Below are 22,584 nucleotides of genomic sequence, written 5' to 3' on the forward strand. Positions count from 1 at the left end.
GAAGTTGACAGATTGGCTGGATCAGTGGGCACGGTAAAGTCATCGAAACACACGGTGACAGTAGTTTTCTCGGAAAGATTGAACTGATCATCCATGGTTTGGCCATTATAAGGGCCTCCAAATGAGGCTGCGGCTTTTCCTGATGGCCACAGATCACCAGCGTGGTCGCTGCATCCAACTCACCCAGTCGCTGCAACAGATCATCCCGGCCAAAAGAAAACCCGCCCCATCGGTACGATACTTTCACGCAAACGATCCTCAGGCAAAACTGCCCAGGAAGCACGGAATCAAAGCCCCTCCAGCTCAGCCATCAGATCATTCAACCGCTCCACCTTCTCCTCGGTAATATCGCTTGTCGCCAACCCGTCGATGTACTCGGCCAGCTCCTCTACCGTGTTGCACTCGAACATCGCCCGCAGCGGCACTTCACGCTGCAGGGTTTTCTGCACCCGCGAAGCGATCTGCGTGGCCAGCAACGAATGCCCGCCGAGCTCGAAGAAGTTGTCGCGGATGCCGACTTTTTCGACCTTCAGCACCTCGGCCCAGATAGCCGCCAACGTCTGCTCCAGGTCGTTGCGCGGCGCCTGGTAATCCTGGCTTTGCAACAGGCCGATCTCCAGCGCCGGCAGGGCCTTGCGATCCAGTTTGCCGTTGGCGTTGCGCGGCAGCTTGTCGAGCCACAACCAGTGCAGCGGCACCATGTATTCCGGAAGCTCGGCGCGCAGGCGTTGCTTGATCTGCTCCAGGCAATGAGCAGGATCGAACGTTGAATCCGCCGCCACCAGATAACCCACCAGATGCTTGCCATTGATCCCTTCCTGCACGCCGACCGCCGCGTCGCGCACTTGCGGCTGTTCATGCAGGCGCGCTTCGATTTCACCCAGTTCGATGCGGTAGCCGCGGATCTTCACCTGATGGTCAATGCGCCCGACGTACTCCAGCATGCCGTCACTGCGACGGCGGGCCAGGTCGCCGGTGCGATACAGGCGCTCGCCTGGGGCACCAAACGCATTGGGCACAAACACCTGGGCCGTGCGCAGCGGATCGCTGACGTAGCCGCGCCCAACCCCGGTGCCCGCCACGCACAACTCGCCCACCGCACCCAGCGGCACCAGCTGCAGCGCACCATCGAGCAGGTACAGGCGGTTATTGTCGGTCGGCGTACCGATCGGCAAATAGCTGCCGCGGGTGGAGGCCATGTCGACGCGAAAGAACGCCACGTCATCCGAGCATTCCGCCGGGCCATAGGCATTCACCAGCCCGATCTCCGGGTAACGCAGCAGCCATTGACGCGCCAGTTCCGGCGGCATCGCCTCCCCCGTCGGCAACATCCAGCGCAGGCCATCGAGGCGCATGCGTTCCTGGGCGAGCATGCCCTGGATCAGCGACGGCACGCTCTCCAGCACCGTGATGCCTTGCGCCGAAACATGCGCCAGCAAACCCTGCGGATCGTGGGCGATGCTGTTCGGCACGATGTCCACCCGCGCGCCGAACAACGGCGCGGCGAGAAACTGCCACACGGAAATATCGAAGCTTTGCGAAGCGGTCTGGGCAATCACGTCAGCCTCGCCGAGGCTCAGGTACGGCACCTTGCTCAACTGGTTGTTGAGCATGCCGCGCTGCTCGACCATCACGCCCTTGGGCAAACCGGTGGAGCCGGAGGTGTAGATCACGTAGGCCAGGTTATCCGGCCCGCTGTAGATGCCCGGATTGGCCACCGATACATGGCTCGCCTGTACCTCTTCCCAGACCAGCAACCGAGGCCGACTGGCGCAACCGAATTCATCCAGCAACGCCAGTGCTTGCGCGTGACAGGCTCGAGTGCACACTAGCAACGGCGTGCGACTCAGGTCGATGATGCGACTCAAGCGCTGGCCCGGTAGCCCCGGATCCAGCGGCAGATAACCCGCCCCCGCCTTGAAACTGCCAATGATCATGCCGAGCAAATCGAGGCTGCGTTCGGCCAACAGCGCCACCGGTTGATCCAGCCCGACGCCAGCGGCAACCAGTGCATGGCCGAGGCGGTTACTGCGCTGGTTCAGTTCCAGATAGTTGTAGTGCTGATCCAGACAACTGGCGGCAATACGCAGCGGGTGGGCAGCCACTTGCGCTTCAAACAAGGCAACGTAGCTCTGCTCCAAGGGGTATGCATGTTCGCTCTGGTTGCAGCCGTGGATCAGGAATTCATGTTCCTCAGTGCCCAGCAACGGCAGGTCCGCCATGTCACCATGGAAACCTTCGACCAACGCCAACAACAGGCGCTTGAACTCGCCAAGCATGCGCTCGACCGTGGATTCATCGAAATAACGCTGGTCATAGGACAGGTGCAAGCCCAGGTCATCACCCGGATAGCACACTGCCGTCAGCGGGAAATTTGTGTGGGTGCGGCCCGAATCCGAGGTCGCATTCAGGCTTTGCGCACGGTCCAGCACCGAGACTTCCACCGGGGCGTTTTCGAATACGAACAGGCTGTCGAACAGCGGCTGGCCCTTGGGCAGTTCGCTGTTTTCCTGAATGCTCACCAGCGGCAGGTACTCGTACTCACGCAGTTGCATGTTGCTGTCGAGTAAAGCGCTCAGCCATTGGCGCACACTGCAACGCTGATGGTCGTCAGGGATTTTCACCCGCAGTGCGATGCTGTTGATGAACAGGCCGACGGTGCGTTGCATCTCTGGCATCTCGACCGGACGTCCAGCCACCGTGACCCCGAACAGCACGTCGCGATCACCACTCAGCCTGAGCAATACCAGGGCCCATGCCGCCTGGGTAAAGGTGTTGATGGTCAGCTGATGCGCCTGGGCCAGTTCACGCAGCCGTGCACCGTCACGGGCATCGAGGCGGGTGTAGCGGTCGCCGACGATCATGCCGCCGCTGTCGCCGGCATGTTCGCGCAGGAACGGCCGGTCGCTCGGGATCGGCGTGGTCCGTTCGAACCCTTGCAGGTTGGTTTTCCACCATTGCCGCGCTTGGGCCAGGCTCTGGTGTTGCAGCCAGGCGATGTAGTCGCGGTAACGCGGCGCTACGGCCAACTGCGCTTCCCGGCCTTCGCCGAGGGCGGTGTAGATCTCGAAGAAGTCGTTCATCAGCAGGGAGCGGCACCAGGCATCGATCAGGATGTGGTGGTTGCTCATCATGAACCAGTAACGTGCCGCGCCCACCCGGATCAAGCGCAGATGGAACGGTGCCTGATTGAGCAGATCGAACCCGGCCTCGCGCTCGCTCTTGAGCAAGGCCTGCAACTTCGGCTCCTGCTCGGCGGCGGCCATCTCGCTCCAGTCCAGGTATTCGATCGGCGTGCTGCCCGGTTTGTGGATAACCTGCAGCATGTCTTCGCCGACGTTCCAGCAGAACGAGGCGCGCAAGGCTTCGTGGCGGGCGATAACCGCCTGCCAGGCCTGGACGAAACGCTGCGCATCGAGCTCGCTGTCGATGCGGTAGCGATCCTGCATGTAGTACAGGCCCGTGCCCGGTTCCAACAGGGTGTGCAGCAGCATGCCTTCCTGCATGGGCGTCAGCGGGTAGACGTCTTCGATCAGCGCTGCAGAAATCGGCAGTGCATCCAGTTGCGCCTGGTTCAGTTTCGCCAGCGGGAAGTCCGACGGCGTCAGGCCGCCCGCGTCATCGCGCAGGCAGTGCTCGATCAGGCTGCTCAACTCACACAAGTAAGCATTGGCCAATTCGCTGATGGTCTGGGGCGCATAGCGTTCGGCGCTGAAGGTCCAGCGCAGCACCAGTTCGCCGCCGTAGACCTGACTGTCGACGCTCAATTCATTCGGCAGCGGCGCCTGCGCATCAAAGGCCGCGCCAACCGCTTCATCCAGCGGATGGAACAGTGCATCGGCCGCAAAGCTCTGGTCGAACTGACCCAGGTAGTTGAAGGTAATCGGCGCCGCCGGCAGCTCGGCCATGCGCTGGCGGGTAGGCTCATCGGCCAGATAACGCAGCACGCCATAGCCCAGCCCTTTGTGCGGTACGGCGCGCAATTGCTCCTTGATCGCCTTGATCGAGGCGCCCTGCCCGGCCACCTCCTCGATGTTCGCGGGTGTCAGGCGCAGCGGGTAGGCGCTGGTGAACCAGCCGACGGTGCGGGTCAGGTCGATGTCGTCGAACAGCGCCTCGCGACCATGGCCTTCAAGTTGAATCAGCGCCGACGCGTGACCGCTCCATCGGCACAACACACGGGCCAATGCAGTCAGCAGCAGGTCGTTGACCTGGGTGCGATATGCACTCGGCGCCTGTTGCAGTAATTGCCGGGTGCGCTCGCTGTCGAGGCGCACGCTGACGGTTTGCGCATGGCGATGCAGCCGACCACCCTGCGGTCGATCACAGGGCAATTCGGCGCTCGGCCCGGCCAATTGCGCCTGCCACCAGTCCAGTTCTTCACGCAGGGATTCGCTGCCGGCATAGGCCTGCAAGCGGGCGGCCCAGTCCCTGAAGGCACTGGTCTTGGCCGGCAGTTGCAGCGGCTGTTGCGCGTCCAGTTGGCGATAGACGCTCTGCAGATCTTCCAGCAGCACGCGCCATGAAACGCCGTCGGTTACCAGGTGGTGAATCGCGATGAACAAGCGCTGCTGACCTTCGGGACCGTCGACCAGCAACACCCGCAGCAACGGCCCCTCTTCGAGATCGAGGCTGCGCTGGGCGTCGGCGAACAGGGCGGCGCATTGGTCCATGGACGCGACGCGCACTTGCCACAGCACCGGCACATCGGATATCGCCTGGTGCCGGGCTTGCCACTGACCGCCCACCTGGCGGAAGCGCAAGCGCAACGCATCGTGCTGTTCAATCAGCGCCAGTAAAGCTTGCTCCAGGCGATGGGCCTCCAGGGGCACGTTCGGTTGCAGCAGCAACGCCTGGTTCCAGTGTTGGCGCTGGGCAATGGCGGTGTCGAAGAACCAGTGCTGGATCGGCGTCAGGCGCGACTCGCCGCTGAGCAAGCCTTGCTCGGCGGTGACCTGGCCGGTGCGGGTCGCCACGGCGGCAAGGGTCTGTACGGTCTGGTGCTGGAACAGGTCGCGGGGGCTGAAGTGAATGCCCTGTTGCCGCGCGCGGCTGACCACCTGGATCGACAGGATCGAGTCGCCACCGAGTTCGAAGAAGTTGTCGTTGAGCCCGACCTGTTCGACATTCAGCACTTCACACCAGATCTGCGCCAACGTCAGCTCCAGTTCGTTGCCGGGTGCCACATACTGCTGGCGGTTCAGCTCCGGGTCCGGCGCCGGCAGAGCGCGACGGTCGAGTTTGCCGTTGGCGGTCAGCGGCATGCTCGCCAGCAGGATCAGGTGCGTGGGCACCATGTAATCCGGCAACTGGGCCTTGAGGTGCGCCTTGAGTGATTCACGCAGTGCGGCTCGTTGCGACTCGTCCTGTTCGGCGACATCGGCAACCAGATAGCCGACCAGTTGCTTGCCGCTCGGTGCATCGAGCGCCAGCACCACCGCTTCACGCACCGAAGGATGCTCCAGCAAACGGCTTTCGATCTCGCCCAGCTCAATGCGGAAACCGCGGATCTTCACTTGATGGTCGATTCGCCCGAGGTATTCCACCAGGCCATCGGCGCGCTGGCGCACCAGGTCGCCGGTACGGTAGATACGCCCGCCGTCGCCGGCAAACGGATCGGCAACAAAGCGTTCCGCCGTCATGCCTGCACGCCGGTGGTAACCCTGGGCCAGGCCGGCACCACCGACGTACAACTCGCCGGTCGCACCCTGTGGCACCAACGCCAGGTCGGCATCGAGAATGTACGCCACGCGGTCGCCGATCACGCTGCCGATCGGTACGCTGCCGGCGCCTTCTTCCAATGCTTCGGGGGCCAGGCTGGCCAGGGGCATGACCACGGTTTCCGTCGGGCCGTAGGCATTGAAGAACAGGCTCGGCTTGAACGCCGCACGAATCCGCGCCAGGTGTTCGCCGGTCAGCGCTTCGCCACCGGTGATAATCATGCGCACCGGCAAGGTTGCGTTCTGCGTTGCCAGCCACTGCGCCAACTGGCTGCCGTAGCTCGGGGTGAAACCGAGGATATTGATATGGTGGCGACGGATCAGTTCGCAGATCTCTTGCGCGTCCCATTGGCCCTGGGCACGCAGGACAACTTGGGCACCGCTCAGCAGCGGCGCCAACAAGCGCTCGGTGGCGGCGTCGAAGTTGATCGAATAGAAGTGCAATTCGCAGTCGTCCGGGCGCATGCCGAAACGCTCGATCACCGCGTGGCAATGCATGGCGATTTCGCCGTGGGACACCACCACGCCTTTGGGTTTACCGGTGGAGCCCGAGGTGTAGATCAAGTAAGCCTGATGGTGCGACAGGCTGATGTCAGGCAGTTCGCAGACGGGATAACAGGCAAGCGCTTCAGAGTCTTCCTCCAGGCACCAGCGACCGACGCCCGCGGGCAAATCGCCAAGGGCCTGGAACATCGCCGCGTCACTGAGCAGCAAACCGACGCCGCTGTCTTCGATCATGTAGTGCAAGCGATCCAGCGGGTATTCCGGGTCTAGCGGCACGTAGGCGCCACCGGCCTTGAGGATCGCCAGCAGGCCGATGACCATCTCCAGCGACCGCTCCAGCGCCAGGCCCACCCGCACCTGCGGGCCCACGCCGCGCTCGCGCAGCATCCAGGCCAGGCGATTGGCGCGGCTGTCGAGTTCGGCGTAGCTCAGGGTGTGCCCGGCAAACGTCAGGGCCGGCGCATCGGGGCGCGCCAGGGCCTGTTGGCTGAACAGCTGATGGATGCACTGGTCGAGTCGATGCGCGCCCGGCTCGACGCCCAGGCTGTCGAGCAGTTGTTGTCGTTCACCGGCATCGAGCAACGGCAACTCACTGAGGCGCTGCTGCGGATCGGCAATCAGCGTCTCAAGCAGGTTGCGCCAGTGCGCGGCCATGCGCGCAATCCGCGGCTCGTCGAACAGATCGGTGCTGTAGGTCAGGCAGCAACCGAGGCGATGGTCGAGGTCGGTGACTTCCAGGTTGAGGTCGAACTTGGTCGCGCGGGCATCGTTGGCCAGGTATTGCACGGTCATGCCGGCCAGGCTGCGGCTCTGCTGGAACTCCCAGCGCTGCACGTTGCACATTACCTGGAACAGCGGGTTGTAGGCGGCGCTGCGCGGTGGCTGCAAGGCTTCCACCAGATGATCGAATGGCAGGTCCTGATGGGACTGGCCCTCGATCACGGTGTGGCGAACCTGCTCGAACAACTCGCCGACGGACATCTGCCCATCGAGCTGGCAACGCAGCACCTGGGTGTTGAGGAACGCGCCGATCAGCCCTTCGCTTTCCGGGCGAATGCGGTTGGCCACCGGCGCGCCGATGCGCAGGTCGGTCTGGCCGCTATAGCGATACAGCAGCGTGGCCAGGGCGGCGGTCATGGTCATGAACAGGGTCAAGCCGTTTTGCGCATTGAAGGCACGCACCCGTGCCGCCAGATCGTCGCTCAGGTCGAAACGGTACAACTCGCCCTGGTGGCTTTGTACCGGAGGACGCGGACGGTCGGCCGGCAATTCCAGCAGCGGATGCTCACGGCCCAGTTGCGCGGTCCAGTAGTCGAGCTGGCGCTGGCGTTCACCGGACTCCAGCCATTGGCGCTGCCAGACGCTGTAATCCAGGTACTGCACCGGCAACGGCGCCAGCGGTGATTTGCGTTCCTCGACGAAGGCTTCGTAGAGCACACTGAGTTCCCGGGCAAAGATGTCCATCGCCCAGCCTTCGGTGACGATGTGGTGCAGGGTCAGCACCAGGTAGTGCTCCTGTTCGGCTGTCTTGACCAGGCAGGCGCGCAGCAGCGGGCCGGTTTCCAGATCGAAGGGTTTGTGCGCCTCATCGTCGGCCAGTTGCTGGACTTGCCACTCACGGCCATCGGCATCCAGCGCGGTGAAGTCCTTGCAGTCGATGCGCACTGAGGTTGAGGCATGCACCTGTTGGCGCGCGACGCCATCGACACTGGGGAAAGTGGTGCGCAGGGTTTCGTGACGCATGATCAGCGCCTGCAACGCGGCCTCGAAACGCTCGACATCGAGCACCCCGCGCAGGCGCGCCATGCCACCGACGTTGTAGGCCGGGCTGTCCGGTTCCATCTGCCAGAGGAACCACATGCGCTGTTGGGAATAGGACAACGGCACCGCTTGGCTTCGGTCGACCTGGGCGATTGGCGGCTGTTCGTTGGTACGACCGCTGGCCTGGATCAGGCGCACCTGTTCGGCAAAGGCGCCCAGCCCGCTGTTTTCGAACAGGGCGCGCAAAGGCAACTCGACGTCGCAGGCCTGACGCGTGCGGGAGATGATTTGCGTGGCCAGCAGCGAATGGCCGCCAAGGGCGAAGAAGTCATCGCCCAGGCCGACTTGCCCCAGGCCCAGTACTGCACGCCAGATGTCGGCGATTTGCCGTTGCAGTTCGGTCACCGGTTCGACGTGTTCGCGCACCTGCCACTGCGGTTCCGGCAAGGCACGACGGTCGAGTTTACCGCTCGGGCTGAGGGGCATCTCGTCCAGGCGCATCAGCTGTGACGGGACCATGTATTCCGGCAGTTCCGCCGCCAGCACGTTTTTCAGGCGGGTGCTTTGGGCTTCTTCGGATTCAGTAGAGTCGGCGGTGTAGTAACCGATCAACTGGCCGCCGGCGGACGTTTCGCGCACCAGCACCACCGCCTGGGCGACACCTTCTTGCGCCAACAACCGCGCTTCGATTTCTTCCGGCTCGACGCGGAAGCCGCGCAGCTTGACCTGCTGATCGAGACGTCCGAGGTATTCGATCACTCCATCGGTGGTCCAGCGCGCACGGTCACCGGTGCGGTACAGACGCGCGCCCTGCTCGCCCAGTGGATCGACGACAAAACGCTCGGCGGTCAGGCCCGGACGGCCCAGATAACCGCGGGCCAGGCCGATGCCGCTGATGCACAGTTCACCCGGCACGCCGGCCGGCAGGGGATTCAGATCAGGGTCGAGTACGCGGCAGATCACGTTGCCCAGCGGCCGGCCAATCGGCGAGCGATCGCCATCGGCGCTGGAGCAATGCCAATGGGTCACGTTGATCGCGGTTTCGGTCGGGCCGTAGCGGTTGTGCAATTGCACGGCCGGCAGTCGCTCCAGCACCCGATTGCGCAGGTCGGCGGGCAGCGCTTCGCCACCGGAGAACAACCGACGCAGGCTGGTGCATTCGGCGCTGAGCGGTTCGTCGATGAACAACGCCAGCAGCGGCGGCACGAAGTGCAGCGTGGTCACGCCGTAGGCTTGAACCAGCTGCGCGATGCGCTGCGGATCGCGGTGTTCACCCGGCCCGGCCAGCAGCAGCCGGGCCCCAGTAATCAGTGGCCAGAAGCACTCCCACACCGACACGTCGAAACTGATCGGCGCTTTTTGCATCAGCACATCGGTTTCATTCAGGCTGTAGGTGTCCTGCATCCATTGCAAACGTTCGGCGAGGGCCGCGTGGGTGTTGCCGACGCCTTTCGGTTGCCCGGTCGAGCCGGAGGTGTAGATCACGTAGGCCAGGTTGTCGCCGTGCAGGTGCAGGCCCGGCGTGTGGCTTGGCCAGTTTTCCAGGTGCAGGGCGTCCATCGCGATCACGCTGACGCCGTCGCTCGCTGGTAAGCGCTCGAGCAATTGAGTGTGCGTCAGCAGCAACTCGACGCCGCTGTCGCTGAGCATGTAGGCCAGCCGTTCGGCGGGGTAATCCGGATCGAGTGGCACGTAGGCGCCACCGGCCTTGATGATCGCCAGCAGTCCGATCAACAGTTGCGGCGAGCGCTCGGCGGCAATGGCCACGCACACATCCGGACCGACGCCTTTGTCGCGCAGGTAGTGGGCCAGACGATTGGCCTGGGTGTGCAGTTCGGCGAAATCGAGGCTGCCACCGTCCCACAGCAGCGCGGTGCGTTCCGGTGTCTGACGGGCTTGTTGGTTGAGCAGTTCCGGCAGCCACTGGCTGGCGGGTGGGCACGGAGCCACGGCCCATTCGGCTTGCTGATTTATTTCAGTTCCGGTCAGCAGTGGCAGATCACCGATGGCGGTTTCAGGTTGTTCACTGATGGCGCGCAACAGGCGGCTGTAGTGCTCGGCCAGGCGTTCGATGGTCGCGGCATCGAACAGCTCGCTGGCGTAGTCGAAGGACAGGCTCAGGCGCCCGTTGCGATCTTCTTCGCTGTGCAACTGCAGGTCGAACTTGGCCTCGCGACTGTGCCACGGCAGTTCCTCGGCAAGCAGCCCGGGTAGGCGTTTCAAGGCGCTGAGATCCCGTTGCTGGTGGTTGAACATGACCTGGAACAGGCCCTGTTCGCGCGCCTGGGGGAAGGCCTCGAGCAGTTGCTCGAACGGCAGATCCTGATGCGCCTGCGCCCCCAAGGCAGCCTGTCGGGTTTGTGCCAACAACTCAACGAATGGCAGACGCGAATCCACCTCGGCGCGCAGCACCTGGGTATTGATGAAGAAGCCGATCAGGCCTTGGGTTTCCAGGCGTGGGCGGTTGGCATTCGGCACGCCGATGCGGATGTCGCGCTGCCCGCTGTAGCGATGCAACAGGCTCTGAAACGCGGCCAGCAAGAGCATGTACGGCGTGGCTTGATGGGCCTGGGCGGTCTGGCGAATGGCATCGCTCAAGTCCGCCCCCAGGCGCACGGTATGGCGGGCGGCGCTGTGCAGCTGTTGCGCCGAGCGCGGGTGGTCGGTGGCCAGGTTCAGGGTTGGATGCTCATCGCCCAACTGCGCCTTCCAATAAGCCAGTTGGCGCTCGCCCTCCCCTTGCGCCAGCCATTGGCGCTGCCAACTGCCGTAGTCGGCGTACTGGGTCGGCAGTGGCGCGAGCGTGGCTTGTTGTCCTTGGGCAGCCGCCGCGTACAGCCGGGAAAATTCGTCGATCAACACATTCATCGACCAGCCGTCAGCGATGATGTGATGCAGCGTCACCAGCAGTTGGTGATCTTCGTCGTCGAGGCGCACCAGCGTTACCCAGAGCAACGGCCCCTTCTCCAGGTCGAACTGAGTGCGCGCTTCGTCCTCGCGGATTTGCCGAGCCTTGGCTTCACGCTCGGCCAGCGGCAGATCGCTGATATCGATGCGTTGCAGATTGAATTCAGCGGCCGTAACGACCTGCTGCAGCGCCACCCCGTCACGCTCGAAGAAACGCGTGCGCAGGGATTCGTGGCGCTCGATCAACTGCTGGAAACTGCCGCGCAGGGCGTCTTCGTCCAGTTCGCCGCGCAGGCGCAAGGCACCGGGAATGTTGTAGGCGCTGCTCTGCGGGTCGAGCTGCCAGGTGATCCACAGGCGATTCTGCGCCAGGGATTGCGGCATGGCCTCGCTACGCGACAGCGTGCTGATCGCGCCTTGGGCGAGGCCACCGTCCTGCTGTTGCCGCGCCACCGCGTCGGCGAAGGCACCAAGGGTCGGCGCTTCGAACAGCAGGCGCAGGTTCAGCTCCAGGCCAAGTTGTTCCCGCAGACGCGCCACCACTTGCGTGGCCGCGATGGAGTTGCCGCCCAGCAGGAAGAAGTGATCGTCGGCAGCGACCTGCTGGACCTGCAATTGCTCGCACCAGATCTGGCCGATCAGGCTTTGCAACTCACAGGCGGACTCAACGTTGCCTGTGCTTTCTGTGACCGCCGAAGGGAACAGCGCATAACTGTCGAGGCTGCCTTCGGCCAGGCGATTGCGGCACGCCGAGCGTTGCAGTTTGCCGCTGGAAGTCTTGGGCAAGGCGCCCGGATTGAGCAGCACCACCACGCTCGGCGCTTCCTGGTACGCCTCGGCCACGGCCTGGCGGATAGCCTTGATCAAGGCCTCGGGCGGGAGGATTTTTTGCACACTGCGGCTGATCTCCGCAGCGATGCCGATGCCTTCCTGGCCATCGATATTGACCGCAAAGGCGGCGACGCGCCCCTTGCGCACCACTTCCACTTCACGCTCGACGGTCTGCTCGATGTCCTGTGGATAAAGGTTGTGCCCGCGCACGATCAGCATGTCTTTCCGGCGCCCGGTGATGAACAACTCACCGTCGCGCGTGAAACCCAGGTCACCGGTGCGCAGCCATTTTTTACCTGCGTGCTGGACGAAGGTCTTGGCCGAGGCTTCGGGGTTGCGCCAGTAACCGTGGGCGATGCTCGGGCCGCTGGCCCAGACTTCGCCGACCGCGTTGTCAGCCAGTTCGTTGAGCGATGCCGGGTCCATGATCAACACCGTGTGATCCGGCTGGCTGACGCCGCAGCTCATGATCGCGCTGCCCTCGCCGGCTTCGGCACGGTTTTGCGCCAGGGCCCGGTCGTCCACTCGCAAATTGCCGATGCCTTGGCCGCGCGGAGTACCGGCGACGAACAGCGTGGCTTCCGCCAGACCGTAGGAGGCCATGAAACTGTCTTCGCTGAAACCGCAGCTGGCGAACTTCTCGGAGAAACGTTCCAGGGTGTCGAGGCGAATCGGTTCCGACCCGGAATAGGCCACGCGCCAGCCGCTCAAGTCGAGGCGTTCCAGGGCCGACTCACTGACTCGTTCACTGCACAGGCGATAGGCAAAATCCGGCCCGCCACTAATGGTGCCGCCGTATTCACTGATCGCTTCCAGCCAGCGCAGCGGCCGGCCGAGGAAGTACGCCGGCGACATCAACACGCACGGCACGCCACTGAAAATCGGCTGCAACAGGCCGCCGATCAGGCCCATGTCGTGATACAGCGGCAACCAGCTGACGATCACGTCGTCGGGGTTCAGGTCGATACCGAAACCGTGGCGGATCAGCAATTCGTTGGCCACCAGGTTGCCGTGGCTGACCTGCACGCCCTTGGGCAATGCGGTGGAACCAGAGGTGTATTGCAGGAAGGCGATGTCAGCGTCTACCAGGGCTGGCGCGACCCAGCGTTCGGCGTGGGCGCTGTCGAGGGTATCGACACACAACAGCGGCGGCGCCCCTTCGATTTGCAGCAGCGAATCGCGCAGGCCGGCACTGGTCAGCAACAGGCGCGGCTCGGCATCGCCGATGATCGACAGCAGCCGCTCCTGATGATGCCGACGCGCCGACTCCGGCGGATAGGCCGGCACCGCGATCACCCCGGCGTATAGGCAACCGAAGAATGCCGCGACGTAATCCGGCCCGCTGGGAAACAACAACACCGCGCGCTCGCCAAAGCCGGCCTCGGCCTGCAACGCGCCGGCAATCGTCCGCGCCCGCTGATCCAGCTCGCGATAACTGAGCACCACAGCCTGGTCCCGGGTTTCGGCGAGAAAACGCAAGGCCACCCGATCCGGCGTCAGGGCCGCGCGGCGCTGGAGGGCTTGGACCAGTGTGCTGGGGATTTCGAACGCGTCGGTCATGAGGTTTCCTGCCTGAATTCGGCTTGGTAGGAGCGAGCCTGCTCGCGAAAATCCGGAGAACGCCGCGGGGTGTCAGGCGCCCATCGTCATCATTGACGACCATCGCGAGCGAGCTCGTTCCTACGGGGTGATGAGGGTTGCGCTGTGCAATTTCTTCCTTGAGAACGGATGGCGCCTGGAAATAATTAGTCGCCAGGCATGAGCGCCAACCGGGCCGTGGCACGACAGCGTGTCGCAGTTCTCACTCTGCACCTTCAATGCGCATTACTTCTCTTTCTCAATTGACAATCATTATCATTCAACATAATTTGTCGCTCGATGTGTAGGGCGGCCCCGGCCTTCTTGTCGTCCCACTAACCTATTGGCAGCAAGGTGATTTCCAATGACGGAACAAGCGTCCACAAGCAGGTGCGATTCGCCGCTACTTCAAGCCTTCGTCGACAATCGACTGATACTGGTCAAGATTGCAGCCCGCATCACCGGCTGCCGCTCGCGCGCCGAAGATGTGGTGCAAGATGCTTTCTTCCGCCTGCAATCGGCGCCGAACATCACCTCCTCCTTCAAGGCGCAGCTCAGCTACCTGTTCCAGATCGTGCGCAACCTGGCCATCGACCACTACCGCAAGCAGGCCCTGGAACAGAAATACTCCGGCCCTGAAGAAGAAGGCCTCAACGTGGTCATCCAGGGCGCCTCCCCGGAAACCTCGCACATCAACTTCTCCACCCTGGAAAACATCGCCGACGCCCTGACCGAACTGCCAAGCCGCACGCGTTATGCCTTTGAGATGTACCGCTTGCATGGCGTGCCGCAGAAGGACATTGCCAAGGAGTTGGGGGTGTCACCGACGTTGGTGAACTTCATGATTAGGGATGCGTTGGTGCATTGCCGGAAGGTGTCGGGGAGTCGGGGGGATACGTTTGCCCAGCGTTGAGGCTTGATCGTGGGATCAAGAAGGCCGTTCTGAGATTCGGGACGAATCAGTCGTCATGCAGCAAACCTGAACTGTATTCGCTGAAACTGCTGACAAGCGCACTGCCCTTTCAGTATTGCTGGGGTCTCAACTAAAAAGGACGTCACTCAGGGACGTCCGTCTGTTTATTACCACTCACTTCCGGTTGCCGCCCGTGCCTTCATACACTGCTGGGCGGGTCGACGTGCGCGCAGGTGTGGAAGACCGGGGATCCAGGAACCCGGCGCACCCGAAAGTGCCCCGCACACACCCGCCATAATTTAACAGCACACATGAAAAAAGTGACTGCATAAATTCAGGTGGCGCCTGTGCGTCTAGATCACGTGAAGGGCTTGATTGGGGACGGTAAAAGATGGGCGAATTCGGCGCGTATTGAGGGAAACCTCCTACATTTCTGCCGCCTCATCAACAGATTGAAAGTTTCACAGCTTGGTAGCGCGCCCCAAAGCTCAGTAAGGGTTTGTGATGCTATCGTTGTTCTCCCGTAACCCGTGTTTTGCTCTTCGTTAAAGTCAGGCTCAACAGGACGGAAACCAAGATGATGCCGCCGACTGTGGTCAGCGACCATTGGATCGGCACGTGCCACCACGGCGCGACCAGCATCTTGCCGCCGATGAACACCAGTACGATGGCCAGGCCATATTTGAGCAAGTGAAAGCGGTCGGCCATGTCGGCAAGCAGAAAATACAGTGCGCGCAGGCCCATGATGGCGAAGATGTTGGAGGTGAACACGATAAACGGGTCCGTGGTGACGGCGAAGATAGCCGGGATGCTATCCACCGCGAACACCAGGTCGCTGGCCTCGATCAGTACCAGCACCAGGAACATCGGCGTCGCCCAGCGCAGGCCGTTCTGGCGCACGAAGAAGTGCTCGCCGTGAAAGCCGTCGGTGATGCGAAGATGGCTGCGCAGCCAGCGCAGCAAAGGGTTCTTTTCGAGGTCTGGCTGCTGGTTGGCGAAGATCAGCATCTTGATGCCGGTGATGACGAGGAAAGCACCAAAGACATAGAGTAGCCAGGCAAACTCCTGCACCAGCCAGACGCCGGCGAAAATCATACCGGCGCGCATGACGATGGCCCCGAGCACGCCATAGAGCAAGACACGGCGCTGCAACTCTGGCGGCACGGCGAAGTAGCCGAAGATCATGACGAAAACGAACATGTTGTCGATCGACAGCGACTGTTCGATCAGGTAGCCGGTGAGAAATTCGAGCGTTGTACGCTGGGCCACTTCGGCACCGACATGGCTGTGCAGATACCACCAGAGCAGAGCGGCGAAGACCAGTGCCAGGCTGACCCAGGCGATGACCCAGGCCAGCGCTTCGCGGACCGAAACACGATGCGCCTTGCGCCCGCCGAAGACGAACAGATCGAGCGCCAGCATGGCAAGGACGAACACGATGAAGGCGGCCCACATCCAGGGTTGGCCGACGCTGATGGCCGTCATCTACTGTCTCCGCATGAAGCAGCAATAGGCTGGAGGGGTCATGCTAGCGAGCCTGTTACCACAACAAAAATCGTTTATTCGTTGCGAATAGTTCGTTTTTTACGAAGTATTGATTCAGGTGCTCAACTACCAGCAACCGCATTGGTTATGCTCCGTGGTCAAGGCGGGTGGCGTGGCGCGCGCTTCCAGCAGTCTCGTCTCTTGCTCGATCGTGATGGAAAGGTCTGCTACACCCTTCGACAGTCTTGGCAACTGGTAAGCCGGTGATGCTGGCGTATATTGATAGTGTCGATCCAGGTAGTTGAGGCGATAAAAGATCGCCAATGGTGGGACAAGCGAGAGTGCTGGGGGCGCTAGCGGATAACCCGGAACGTTGGAGGTGTCATATGAGGCAGTATCAACGACTCTTTCTGATCGCAGGTCCCACCATGCGTCACTCGCCGGCGATGGAGCGGGCAATCGCATTGGCCGACGCTACAGGCGCAGCGCTGCATATTGCGGTGTTCATCGAAGACTTCGACCTTATGCGGTTAATGAGCAACAGTGAACAGCTTCGTGAGAGTTGCCGGCAGGAGAACCTGCAGTGGCTGACGGATGAGGCCGAACTCATGCGCAGGAAGGGCATCACTGTGACCACCGAAGTTGCATTGACCCGTGACCCGCTGCAAGAAATCCTTGGGCATGTGGCTGAAATGCAGCCTGACCTGATTATCAAGGACGTACACCATGAATCAGCGCTCAAACGTGTATTCATCACGCCTTTGGATTGGCAGTTGTTACGCGAATGTCCGAGCGCTGTACATCTGGTCAGCGAAGTCAGGTGTCCGCTTCCTCGAGTAATAGTGGCGGCGGTTGATCCATCGCATCCGGAGGGTCAGATCAGCGCAATCAACGACAGCATCATTCAGGCGGCGAGCGAAATGGCCGCGCAATGCGAAGCTGAATTGCACATGTTGTATGCCTATGAACTAACCCACACACATTTCTCTGATGCAGGTGCTGGCGCCGTGACGATGCCAGGCTTCGCCAACGACGTGCGCCGGTCACTTGAAAAGTGCTTCGTTGCCTTGGCCGGACGCCACGGCGTGCCACCTGAGCGACAACATTTCATTGCTGGGCCGCCAACGAAAGCGATGGCCGACTTTGCCACTCATACTCGAGCGGATGTCTTCGTAATGGGAAATACCCATCACAAAGGGGTGGACAAGCTGATTGGCAGTACCACGGAGCATGTTCTGTATCAGGTGCCCTGCAGCGTTTTGGCCATCAAGGGAGAAGCGGATCACTGAACGAAAAAACGGCTGGGGAAAAGGGGACAAATTTTTTTTAGAACACCATTGGCGTAAGAATAGGCTTCTACCCCAGTGGTGCTTTACAACGACTTCGCAGCCGAAGGGCGCGAAAGCCCCCCCTCGCCCAAAAAACGTGGCTACTCAGTTGAGTCGAGTCGATCCAACGCCTGTTTACAGCCAGCTCACCTGACATGATGACCTGCGCCTTGAACATGGATGGAACTCCGATGCTATTTAGAAAGGAGCCATCACCGCCTGCGCCATCGAGTCGATCAACATGAGCCTGCGCAAGGTCACCAAAAGCAGAGCCTCATTCCCGACTGACGATGCGGTAATGAAGCTCTTTTATCTGGCGCTGAACAACATCAGCAAGAAGTGGACAATGCCAATCAGGGACTGGGCGGGAGCCTTGAACAGGTTCAGTATCCAGTTCGAAGACAGGCTTTTGCAGGATTACCAGCCACCCCCGTTTACACAGGATTCATTACACCCCCCGCTTATCCTTAAGAGAAATACCGATTGCGGGATAAGAAATGATTTCTCGATCTGACTTGTTGTTGGAATTATCGATCGCTGTCACACCAAACTCGTATCGCACCCCCGCTTCCAGCCCGGTAATGGAAAATTCCAGTTGTTTCGTGCGCCCCAATTCATCATCGATACCTTTATCGACGATATAAGTAATATCCCCAGAACTGTCATATGACTCATCCCAGCTCAACTGCAAGGCCAAATTTGAGGTTCTTAACCCTGTAGGTTTGGTGGGCGCGGTAAGATCCTCGAAGTAGACATTGACACAAACAGGCTCTGAGAAAGTGAATCCATCATCAAAGGTACGAATGCAGTAGGAGTGGTCCCGCCCCTGTTCTGGAGTGGTATCGGTATAGGGAGGTGTTTTTGGGGTATCGAGTAAACTCTTATCTCGGCGTATCTCATAACGAGGCTCACCACCTTCAACTTCACCGGGACTCCAAAAAAAGGAAACCTGATCGAGAGTCTGATTGAAGGGCTCGAGGAAGCTTGGAGGCTTGGGTTGCATTCGGTCGGGGGTCTTGAATTCGACCAAAGCTGGTTCTGTATTTCCAAACGGCGGAACGTACCCAACGAGCGTAAAACTGTAGTTTGTATTTTTCGTTAAGTTATCTAAGGTAATTATTCCATTCGGCCCTCTATACAGCTCAGTTGGAACACCAAAGGAATAGTCAGTAAGAATATACGTAAGCGCAGGCGACGTCGCTTCCACCTGAAAAGTAGTCCAGGTTATATAATTGATTTTAAACTCCAAAGGAGGCAAATTAGCTTCAGCGTTCATACACATTCTCCAAAATGATTAATAGTTACCCTTCAGCACTTGTTATTCAAACCGCATTAACAAAACAGCCTGCATGAAATCAGTACAAACTTATCTAATCACAAAAATACAATTAATAATACTAGCAATTCTGCTAGTAATTAATCGCAACCTGAAACTCCCACTCGTGTTAAAGCCCCCTCAATCATTCGGTCGAGCCCCTTATCCCAAGGAACACAAAGAGAACATTCAATACTCTTGATCATCTGTTCGCCCTCATCTGAAAATTAATGGTACGTTCGTATTTTCACTGCACATTCGACTCTTGGGCACTGTAAGAAATGCCAGTTTTTAGACCCTATCGAAATTACGGCTATCATCAAATCGTAAAATCCGGCCAAATAAATACAAACCGAATGGGCATATATATTTTTCCGGCTCCGTTTACCCGCCTGTCCATAATGAAACCTTGCTGAGTAACACCTTTGGGTTATGGCAAAGTGCGCTAGGGGGGGGGCAAAGCGAGTGCAAGACTCACCAACCCCCCACAACCCCAATCCTGATAAACTCCCCCACCTCCCAGCCTCACCGATTCCAGATCCCCCATGTCCGTATCCAACGCCACACCCGCCCCACTCTCCCGCCGCTTCTCCGTCGCCCCGATGATGGATTGGACCGACCGGCACTGCCGTTTCTTCCTGCGCCTGCTGTCGAAGAACGCCCTGCTCTACACCGAAATGGTCACCACCGGTGCCTTGCTCAACGGCGATCACGAGCGGTTCCTGCGGCACAACGAGGCCGAGCATCCGTTGGCGTTGCAGTTAGGTGGCAGTGTGCCGCTTGACTTGGCGGCCTGTGCGCGGATGGCGCAGGAGCATGGGTACGATGAGGTGAATCTGAATGTGGGCTGCCCCAGTGACCGGGTGCAGAACAATATGATCGGGGCGTGCCTGATGGGGCACCCGCAGTTGGTGGCCGATTGTGTGAAGGCGATGCGCGATGCGGCGTCGATTCCGGTGACGGTGAAGCATCGGATCGGGATCAATGGCCGTGACAGTTATGAAGAGCTGTGCGATTTCGTTGGTACGGTGCGTGATGCCGGTTGCACCAGTTTTACCGTGCATGCGCGGATTGCGATTCTGGAGGGGTTGTCGCCGAAGGAGAACCGCGATATTCCGCCGTTGCGTTATGACGTGGCTGCGCGGTTGAAGGCGGACTTTCCGGAGTTGGAGATTATTCTCAACGGCGGGATCAAGAGCCTGGAAGCCTGTCACGAGCATTTGCAGACGTTCGATGGGGTGATGCTCGGGCGTGAGGCTTATCACAACCCTTACGTGATGGCCGAGGTGGATCAGCAGTTGTTTGGCAGCACGGCGCCGGTGATCACGCGCGCCGAGGCGTTGGCGCAGTTGCGGCCTTATATCGCCGCACACCTGGAAACCGGCGGGGCGATGCACCATATCACCCGGCATGTACTGGGGCTGGGCACCGGGTTTCCGGGGGCGCGCAAGTTTCGCCAGTTGCTGTCGGTGGATATCCACAAGGCGAAGGAGCCTTTGGCCTTGCTGGATCAGGCGGCCGGGTTGCTCGAGAGGCGTTGAGCGCCCCGCTGTTTCAGCGCTTGGGCAGCTCGATGGTCACTTTCAAGCCGCCCCACTCGCTTTCGTGCAGCAGCAATTCCCCGCCCCAGGTGTCGACGATGTCGCGCACAATACCCAGGCCCAGGCCATGCCCGTCGGTCTGTTCATCCAGGCGCGTGCCGCGGCTGAACACCTGGTCGCGCTGGTCCTGGGGGATCCCCGGGCCGTCGTCTTCCACATTTAACTCGTAGGCTTGCGCGGTTTCGATCACGCTCAGGCGCACTTCGGCGTCTGCCCATTTGCAGGCGTTGTCCAGCAGGTTGCCGAGCAGTTCCAGCAGGTCTTCGCGGTCCCAGGGCAGTTGCAGGCCGGTGGGCGCGACATAGCTGAGGTGCAGGTGTTCGCCGTGGATCATGTTCAAGGTGGCGAGCAATCCCGGCAGTTCGGCATCGCAATCGAACAAGGCCCCCGGCAAGGCGTCGCCGCTCAAGCGGGCGCGGTTGAGTTCGCGATTGAGTCGCAGGCGGACCTGTTCCAGCTGATCCTTGAGGACCTGGCGCAGTTGCGGGTGCGCATCGAGTTGCTCGCTGGAAGCCAGGCTCAACAACACCGCCAACGGGGTTTTCAGGGCGTGGCCGAGGTTGCCCAGGGCATTGCGCGAGCGCTTGAGGCTATCTTCGGTGTGGGCCAGCAAATGGTTGATCTGGGTCACCAGCGGTTCCAGTTCGATCGGCACCTGATCGTCGAGTTGCGAGCGTTGGCCCTGTTGCAGTTGCGCGATCTGTTCCCGGGCTTTATCCAACGGGCGCAAGGCGCGTCGCACGGTGATCCGCTGCAGCAGCAGGATCAGCAGCAGGCCCGCCAGTCCCAGGCCGAGGCCGATCTGCTGCATGCGCTGGAAGCTTTCGCGCACCGGGGTGTAGTCCTGGGCCACGCTGATGGAAATCGACTGGCCCAGGCGCCGATAGTCGGAACGCAGCACCAGCAACTGCTGGCCTTCCGGGCCCAGTTGCAGGTTGCTTTCCAGGCCCGGGTGCTCGAGGCGTGGCAGTTCCTGGTCCCACAATGAACGAGAACGCCAATGGCTGTCGGCGAAATCGATGCGGAAATAATGGCCAGAAAACGGCCGCTGATAAGCCGGCGACAATAGTCGCTCATCCAGTTGCAAGCCCTGGGGGCCGCGCACCAGCGCTATCAACAGGTTTTCGCTGTCGTTGCGCAACCCGGCTTCGAGGTAGCGCTGCAATCCCACTTCGAACAGCCACAGGCTGGTTTGCGCCAACACCAGGCCGACGATCACCATCACGCTGATCAGGCCCAGGCTCAAGCGGCGCTGGATCGACCTCACCGGGCTTGTCCACCCAGCAGGTAACCTTGGCCACGACGGGTTTCGATCACGCTGCGCCCGAGTTTGCGGCGCAGGTGATTGACGTGGACTTCCAGCACATTCGAGTCGCGCTCGGTTTCACCGTCGTAGAGGTGTTCGGCCAGGTGGCTTTTGGAGAGGATCTGTTCCGGGTGCAGCATGAAGTAGCGCAACAGGCGAAACTCGGCGGCCGTGAGCTGGATGTCGGCGCCCTCGCGGGTCACGCACTGGCGCCCCTCGTCCAGGTGCAGCCCGCCGGCCTTCAGGGTCGGTTGATTGACCTGGCCATGGGAGCGGCGCAACAGCGCCTGAATGCGCAAGTGCAGTTCTTCGGGGTGGAAAGGCTTGGTCAGGTAGTCGTCGGCGCCGGCCTTGAGGCCTTCGATGCGCTCAGCCCAGGAACCGCGGGCGGTGAGGATCAGCACCGGCGTCGCCAAGCCACCGGCACGCCACCGCGTCAACACCTCAAGCCCGGGCAGCCCCGGCAGGCCGAGGTCGAGGATGATCAGGTCGTAGGGTTCGGTGCTGCCCTGGTGCACCGCGTCGCGACCGTCGGCCAGCCAGTCCACGGCATACCCTTGGCGATTGAGACCGGCCAGCAGTTCGTCGGCCAGCGGCACGTGGTCTTCCACCAGGAGCAAACGCATCGGTCAATCTTCCTTGTCTTTGAGTAAACGGCCGGTGGTGGCGTCGATGTCCAGTTCGCGGACCACGCCTTCGCTGGTCAGCAATTCGACTTCATAAATGTAGACGTCATGCTTTTCTTCGAGCTCGGCTTCCAGCAGCTTGGCGCCCGGATAACGATCCAGTGCCTGCTGTAAAAGTTGCTCGAGCGGCAGGATCACACCTTGTTGGCGCAGGCGCAGGGCCTCGTCCTGGTCGAGGTCGCGGGCCGCCACCACCGAGCAAAAAACCAGCAGCGCCAGCGCCAGGCGGGCGCTGGCGCGTCGAAGTGAAAAGGATTGCAGCGTCATTACGTGTCCTGATGATCCTTGAGAATCTGCCCGCTGACCGCGTCCAGCTCCAGGTCCCACTCGAGGCCCTGCGGATCGCGCAGTTCAATCTGGTAGATGTACTTGCCGTACTCTTCTTCCAGTTCGGTTTCCGTGACCGTGGAGCCTGGGTGCTTGGCCAGCGCGGTGGCGTTGAGCTTCTCGAAAGACACAATGGTACCAGCGTCTCGCAGTCTCAGGGCTTCGTCGGGCCCGAGGTCACGTGCATGGGCGAGGCTGGCGGACATGGCGATGAGGGATGTGACGAACAGGGCAGTGAAGGATTTCATGGGGTGTCTCCGTATCTTTTATGTGTTGCCTACGGGGCTCACCTTAGCGAAACGAACTTAACTGAAACTGAATT

10 protein-coding genes and 2 pseudogenes are annotated in these 22,584 nt (G+C 60.9%); 4 read left to right on the forward strand and 8 right to left on the reverse strand.

The window, feature by feature from the left end; genetic code table 11:
- Positions 1-97: 97 nt before the first annotated feature.
- Together PSUM_RS32210 and PSUM_RS22430 are read right to left on the reverse strand one after the other, a co-directional pair.
- Positions 98-287 (reverse strand): annotated as a pseudogene (locus tag PSUM_RS32210) (alpha/beta fold hydrolase); the annotation flags it as partial.
- Positions 288-13,283 carry a non-ribosomal peptide synthetase gene (locus PSUM_RS22430; RefSeq protein ID WP_083349566.1) on the reverse strand — a complete coding sequence of 4,332 codons (12,996 nt, stop codon included), beginning with the start codon at positions 13,281-13,283 and terminating at the stop codon, positions 288-290. It abuts the pseudogene before it with no gap.
- A 382-nt stretch (positions 13,284-13,665) separates the two neighbouring features.
- Between PSUM_RS22430 and PSUM_RS22435 the strand changes: the two genes are divergently transcribed.
- Entirely contained in the window at positions 13,666-14,214 is a 549-nt protein-coding gene (locus tag PSUM_RS22435) for an RNA polymerase factor sigma-70 (protein WP_020795936.1), read from the forward strand.
- Positions 14,215-14,721: 507 nt separating this feature from the next.
- On the opposite strand, the gene PSUM_RS22440 is transcribed toward PSUM_RS22435, so the two are convergent.
- Positions 14,722-15,699 (reverse strand): TerC family protein, encoded by a 978-nt coding sequence (locus PSUM_RS22440; protein WP_020795935.1) that lies wholly within the window; start codon positions 15,697-15,699, stop codon positions 14,722-14,724.
- A gap of 386 nt (positions 15,700-16,085) precedes the next feature.
- Between PSUM_RS22440 and PSUM_RS22445 the strand changes: the two genes are divergently transcribed.
- Together PSUM_RS22445 and PSUM_RS22450 are read left to right on the forward strand one after the other, a co-directional pair.
- Positions 16,086-16,988: a universal stress protein gene (locus PSUM_RS22445; RefSeq protein WP_020795933.1), complete on the forward strand. Its 903-nt coding sequence runs from the start codon at positions 16,086-16,088 to the stop codon at positions 16,986-16,988.
- Between the two features lie 253 nt (positions 16,989-17,241).
- Positions 17,242-17,442, forward strand: a pseudogene (locus PSUM_RS22450) (transposase); the annotation flags it as partial.
- Positions 17,443-17,475: 33 nt separating this feature from the next.
- On the opposite strand, the gene PSUM_RS22455 reads toward PSUM_RS22450, so the two are convergent.
- The gene (locus PSUM_RS22455) at positions 17,476-18,303 is read right to left on the reverse strand and encodes a fibronectin type III domain-containing protein (RefSeq protein WP_231989885.1); all 828 of its coding nucleotides are present in this window, start codon (positions 18,301-18,303) and stop codon (positions 17,476-17,478) included.
- A 584-nt stretch (positions 18,304-18,887) separates the two neighbouring features.
- Between PSUM_RS22455 and dusA the strand changes: the two genes are divergently transcribed.
- Positions 18,888-19,883 carry a tRNA dihydrouridine(20/20a) synthase DusA gene (gene dusA, locus PSUM_RS22460; RefSeq protein WP_083349567.1) on the forward strand — a complete coding sequence of 332 codons (996 nt, stop codon included), beginning with the start codon at positions 18,888-18,890 and terminating at the stop codon, positions 19,881-19,883.
- A gap of 13 nt (positions 19,884-19,896) precedes the next feature.
- Here dusA and PSUM_RS22465 read toward each other — a convergent pair whose 3' ends face one another.
- The 4 genes from PSUM_RS22465 to PSUM_RS22480 are packed head-to-tail and all read right to left on the reverse strand — an operon-like array spanning position 19,897 to position 22,510.
- Positions 19,897-21,210 carry a sensor histidine kinase gene (locus tag PSUM_RS22465; RefSeq protein ID WP_083349568.1) on the reverse strand — a complete coding sequence of 438 codons (1,314 nt, stop codon included), beginning with the start codon at positions 21,208-21,210 and terminating at the stop codon, positions 19,897-19,899.
- Positions 21,207-21,875, reverse strand: a complete 669-nt coding sequence (locus tag PSUM_RS22470) for a response regulator transcription factor (RefSeq protein ID WP_083349569.1) — start codon at positions 21,873-21,875, stop codon at positions 21,207-21,209. The genes PSUM_RS22465 and PSUM_RS22470 overlap by 4 nt, the downstream gene beginning before the upstream one ends.
- 3 nt (positions 21,876-21,878) lie before the next feature.
- Entirely contained in the window at positions 21,879-22,202 is a 324-nt protein-coding gene (locus PSUM_RS22475; protein ID WP_020795928.1) for a PepSY domain-containing protein, read from the reverse strand.
- The gene (locus PSUM_RS22480; RefSeq protein WP_020795927.1) at positions 22,202-22,510 is read right to left on the reverse strand and encodes a PepSY domain-containing protein; all 309 of its coding nucleotides are present in this window, start codon (positions 22,508-22,510) and stop codon (positions 22,202-22,204) included. The genes PSUM_RS22475 and PSUM_RS22480 overlap by 1 nt, the downstream gene beginning before the upstream one ends.
- Positions 22,511-22,584: the final 74 nt, after the last annotated feature.

Source organism: Pseudomonas umsongensis, from assembly GCF_002236105.1.
GTDB classification, from domain to species: domain Bacteria; phylum Pseudomonadota; class Gammaproteobacteria; order Pseudomonadales; family Pseudomonadaceae; genus Aquipseudomonas; species Aquipseudomonas umsongensis.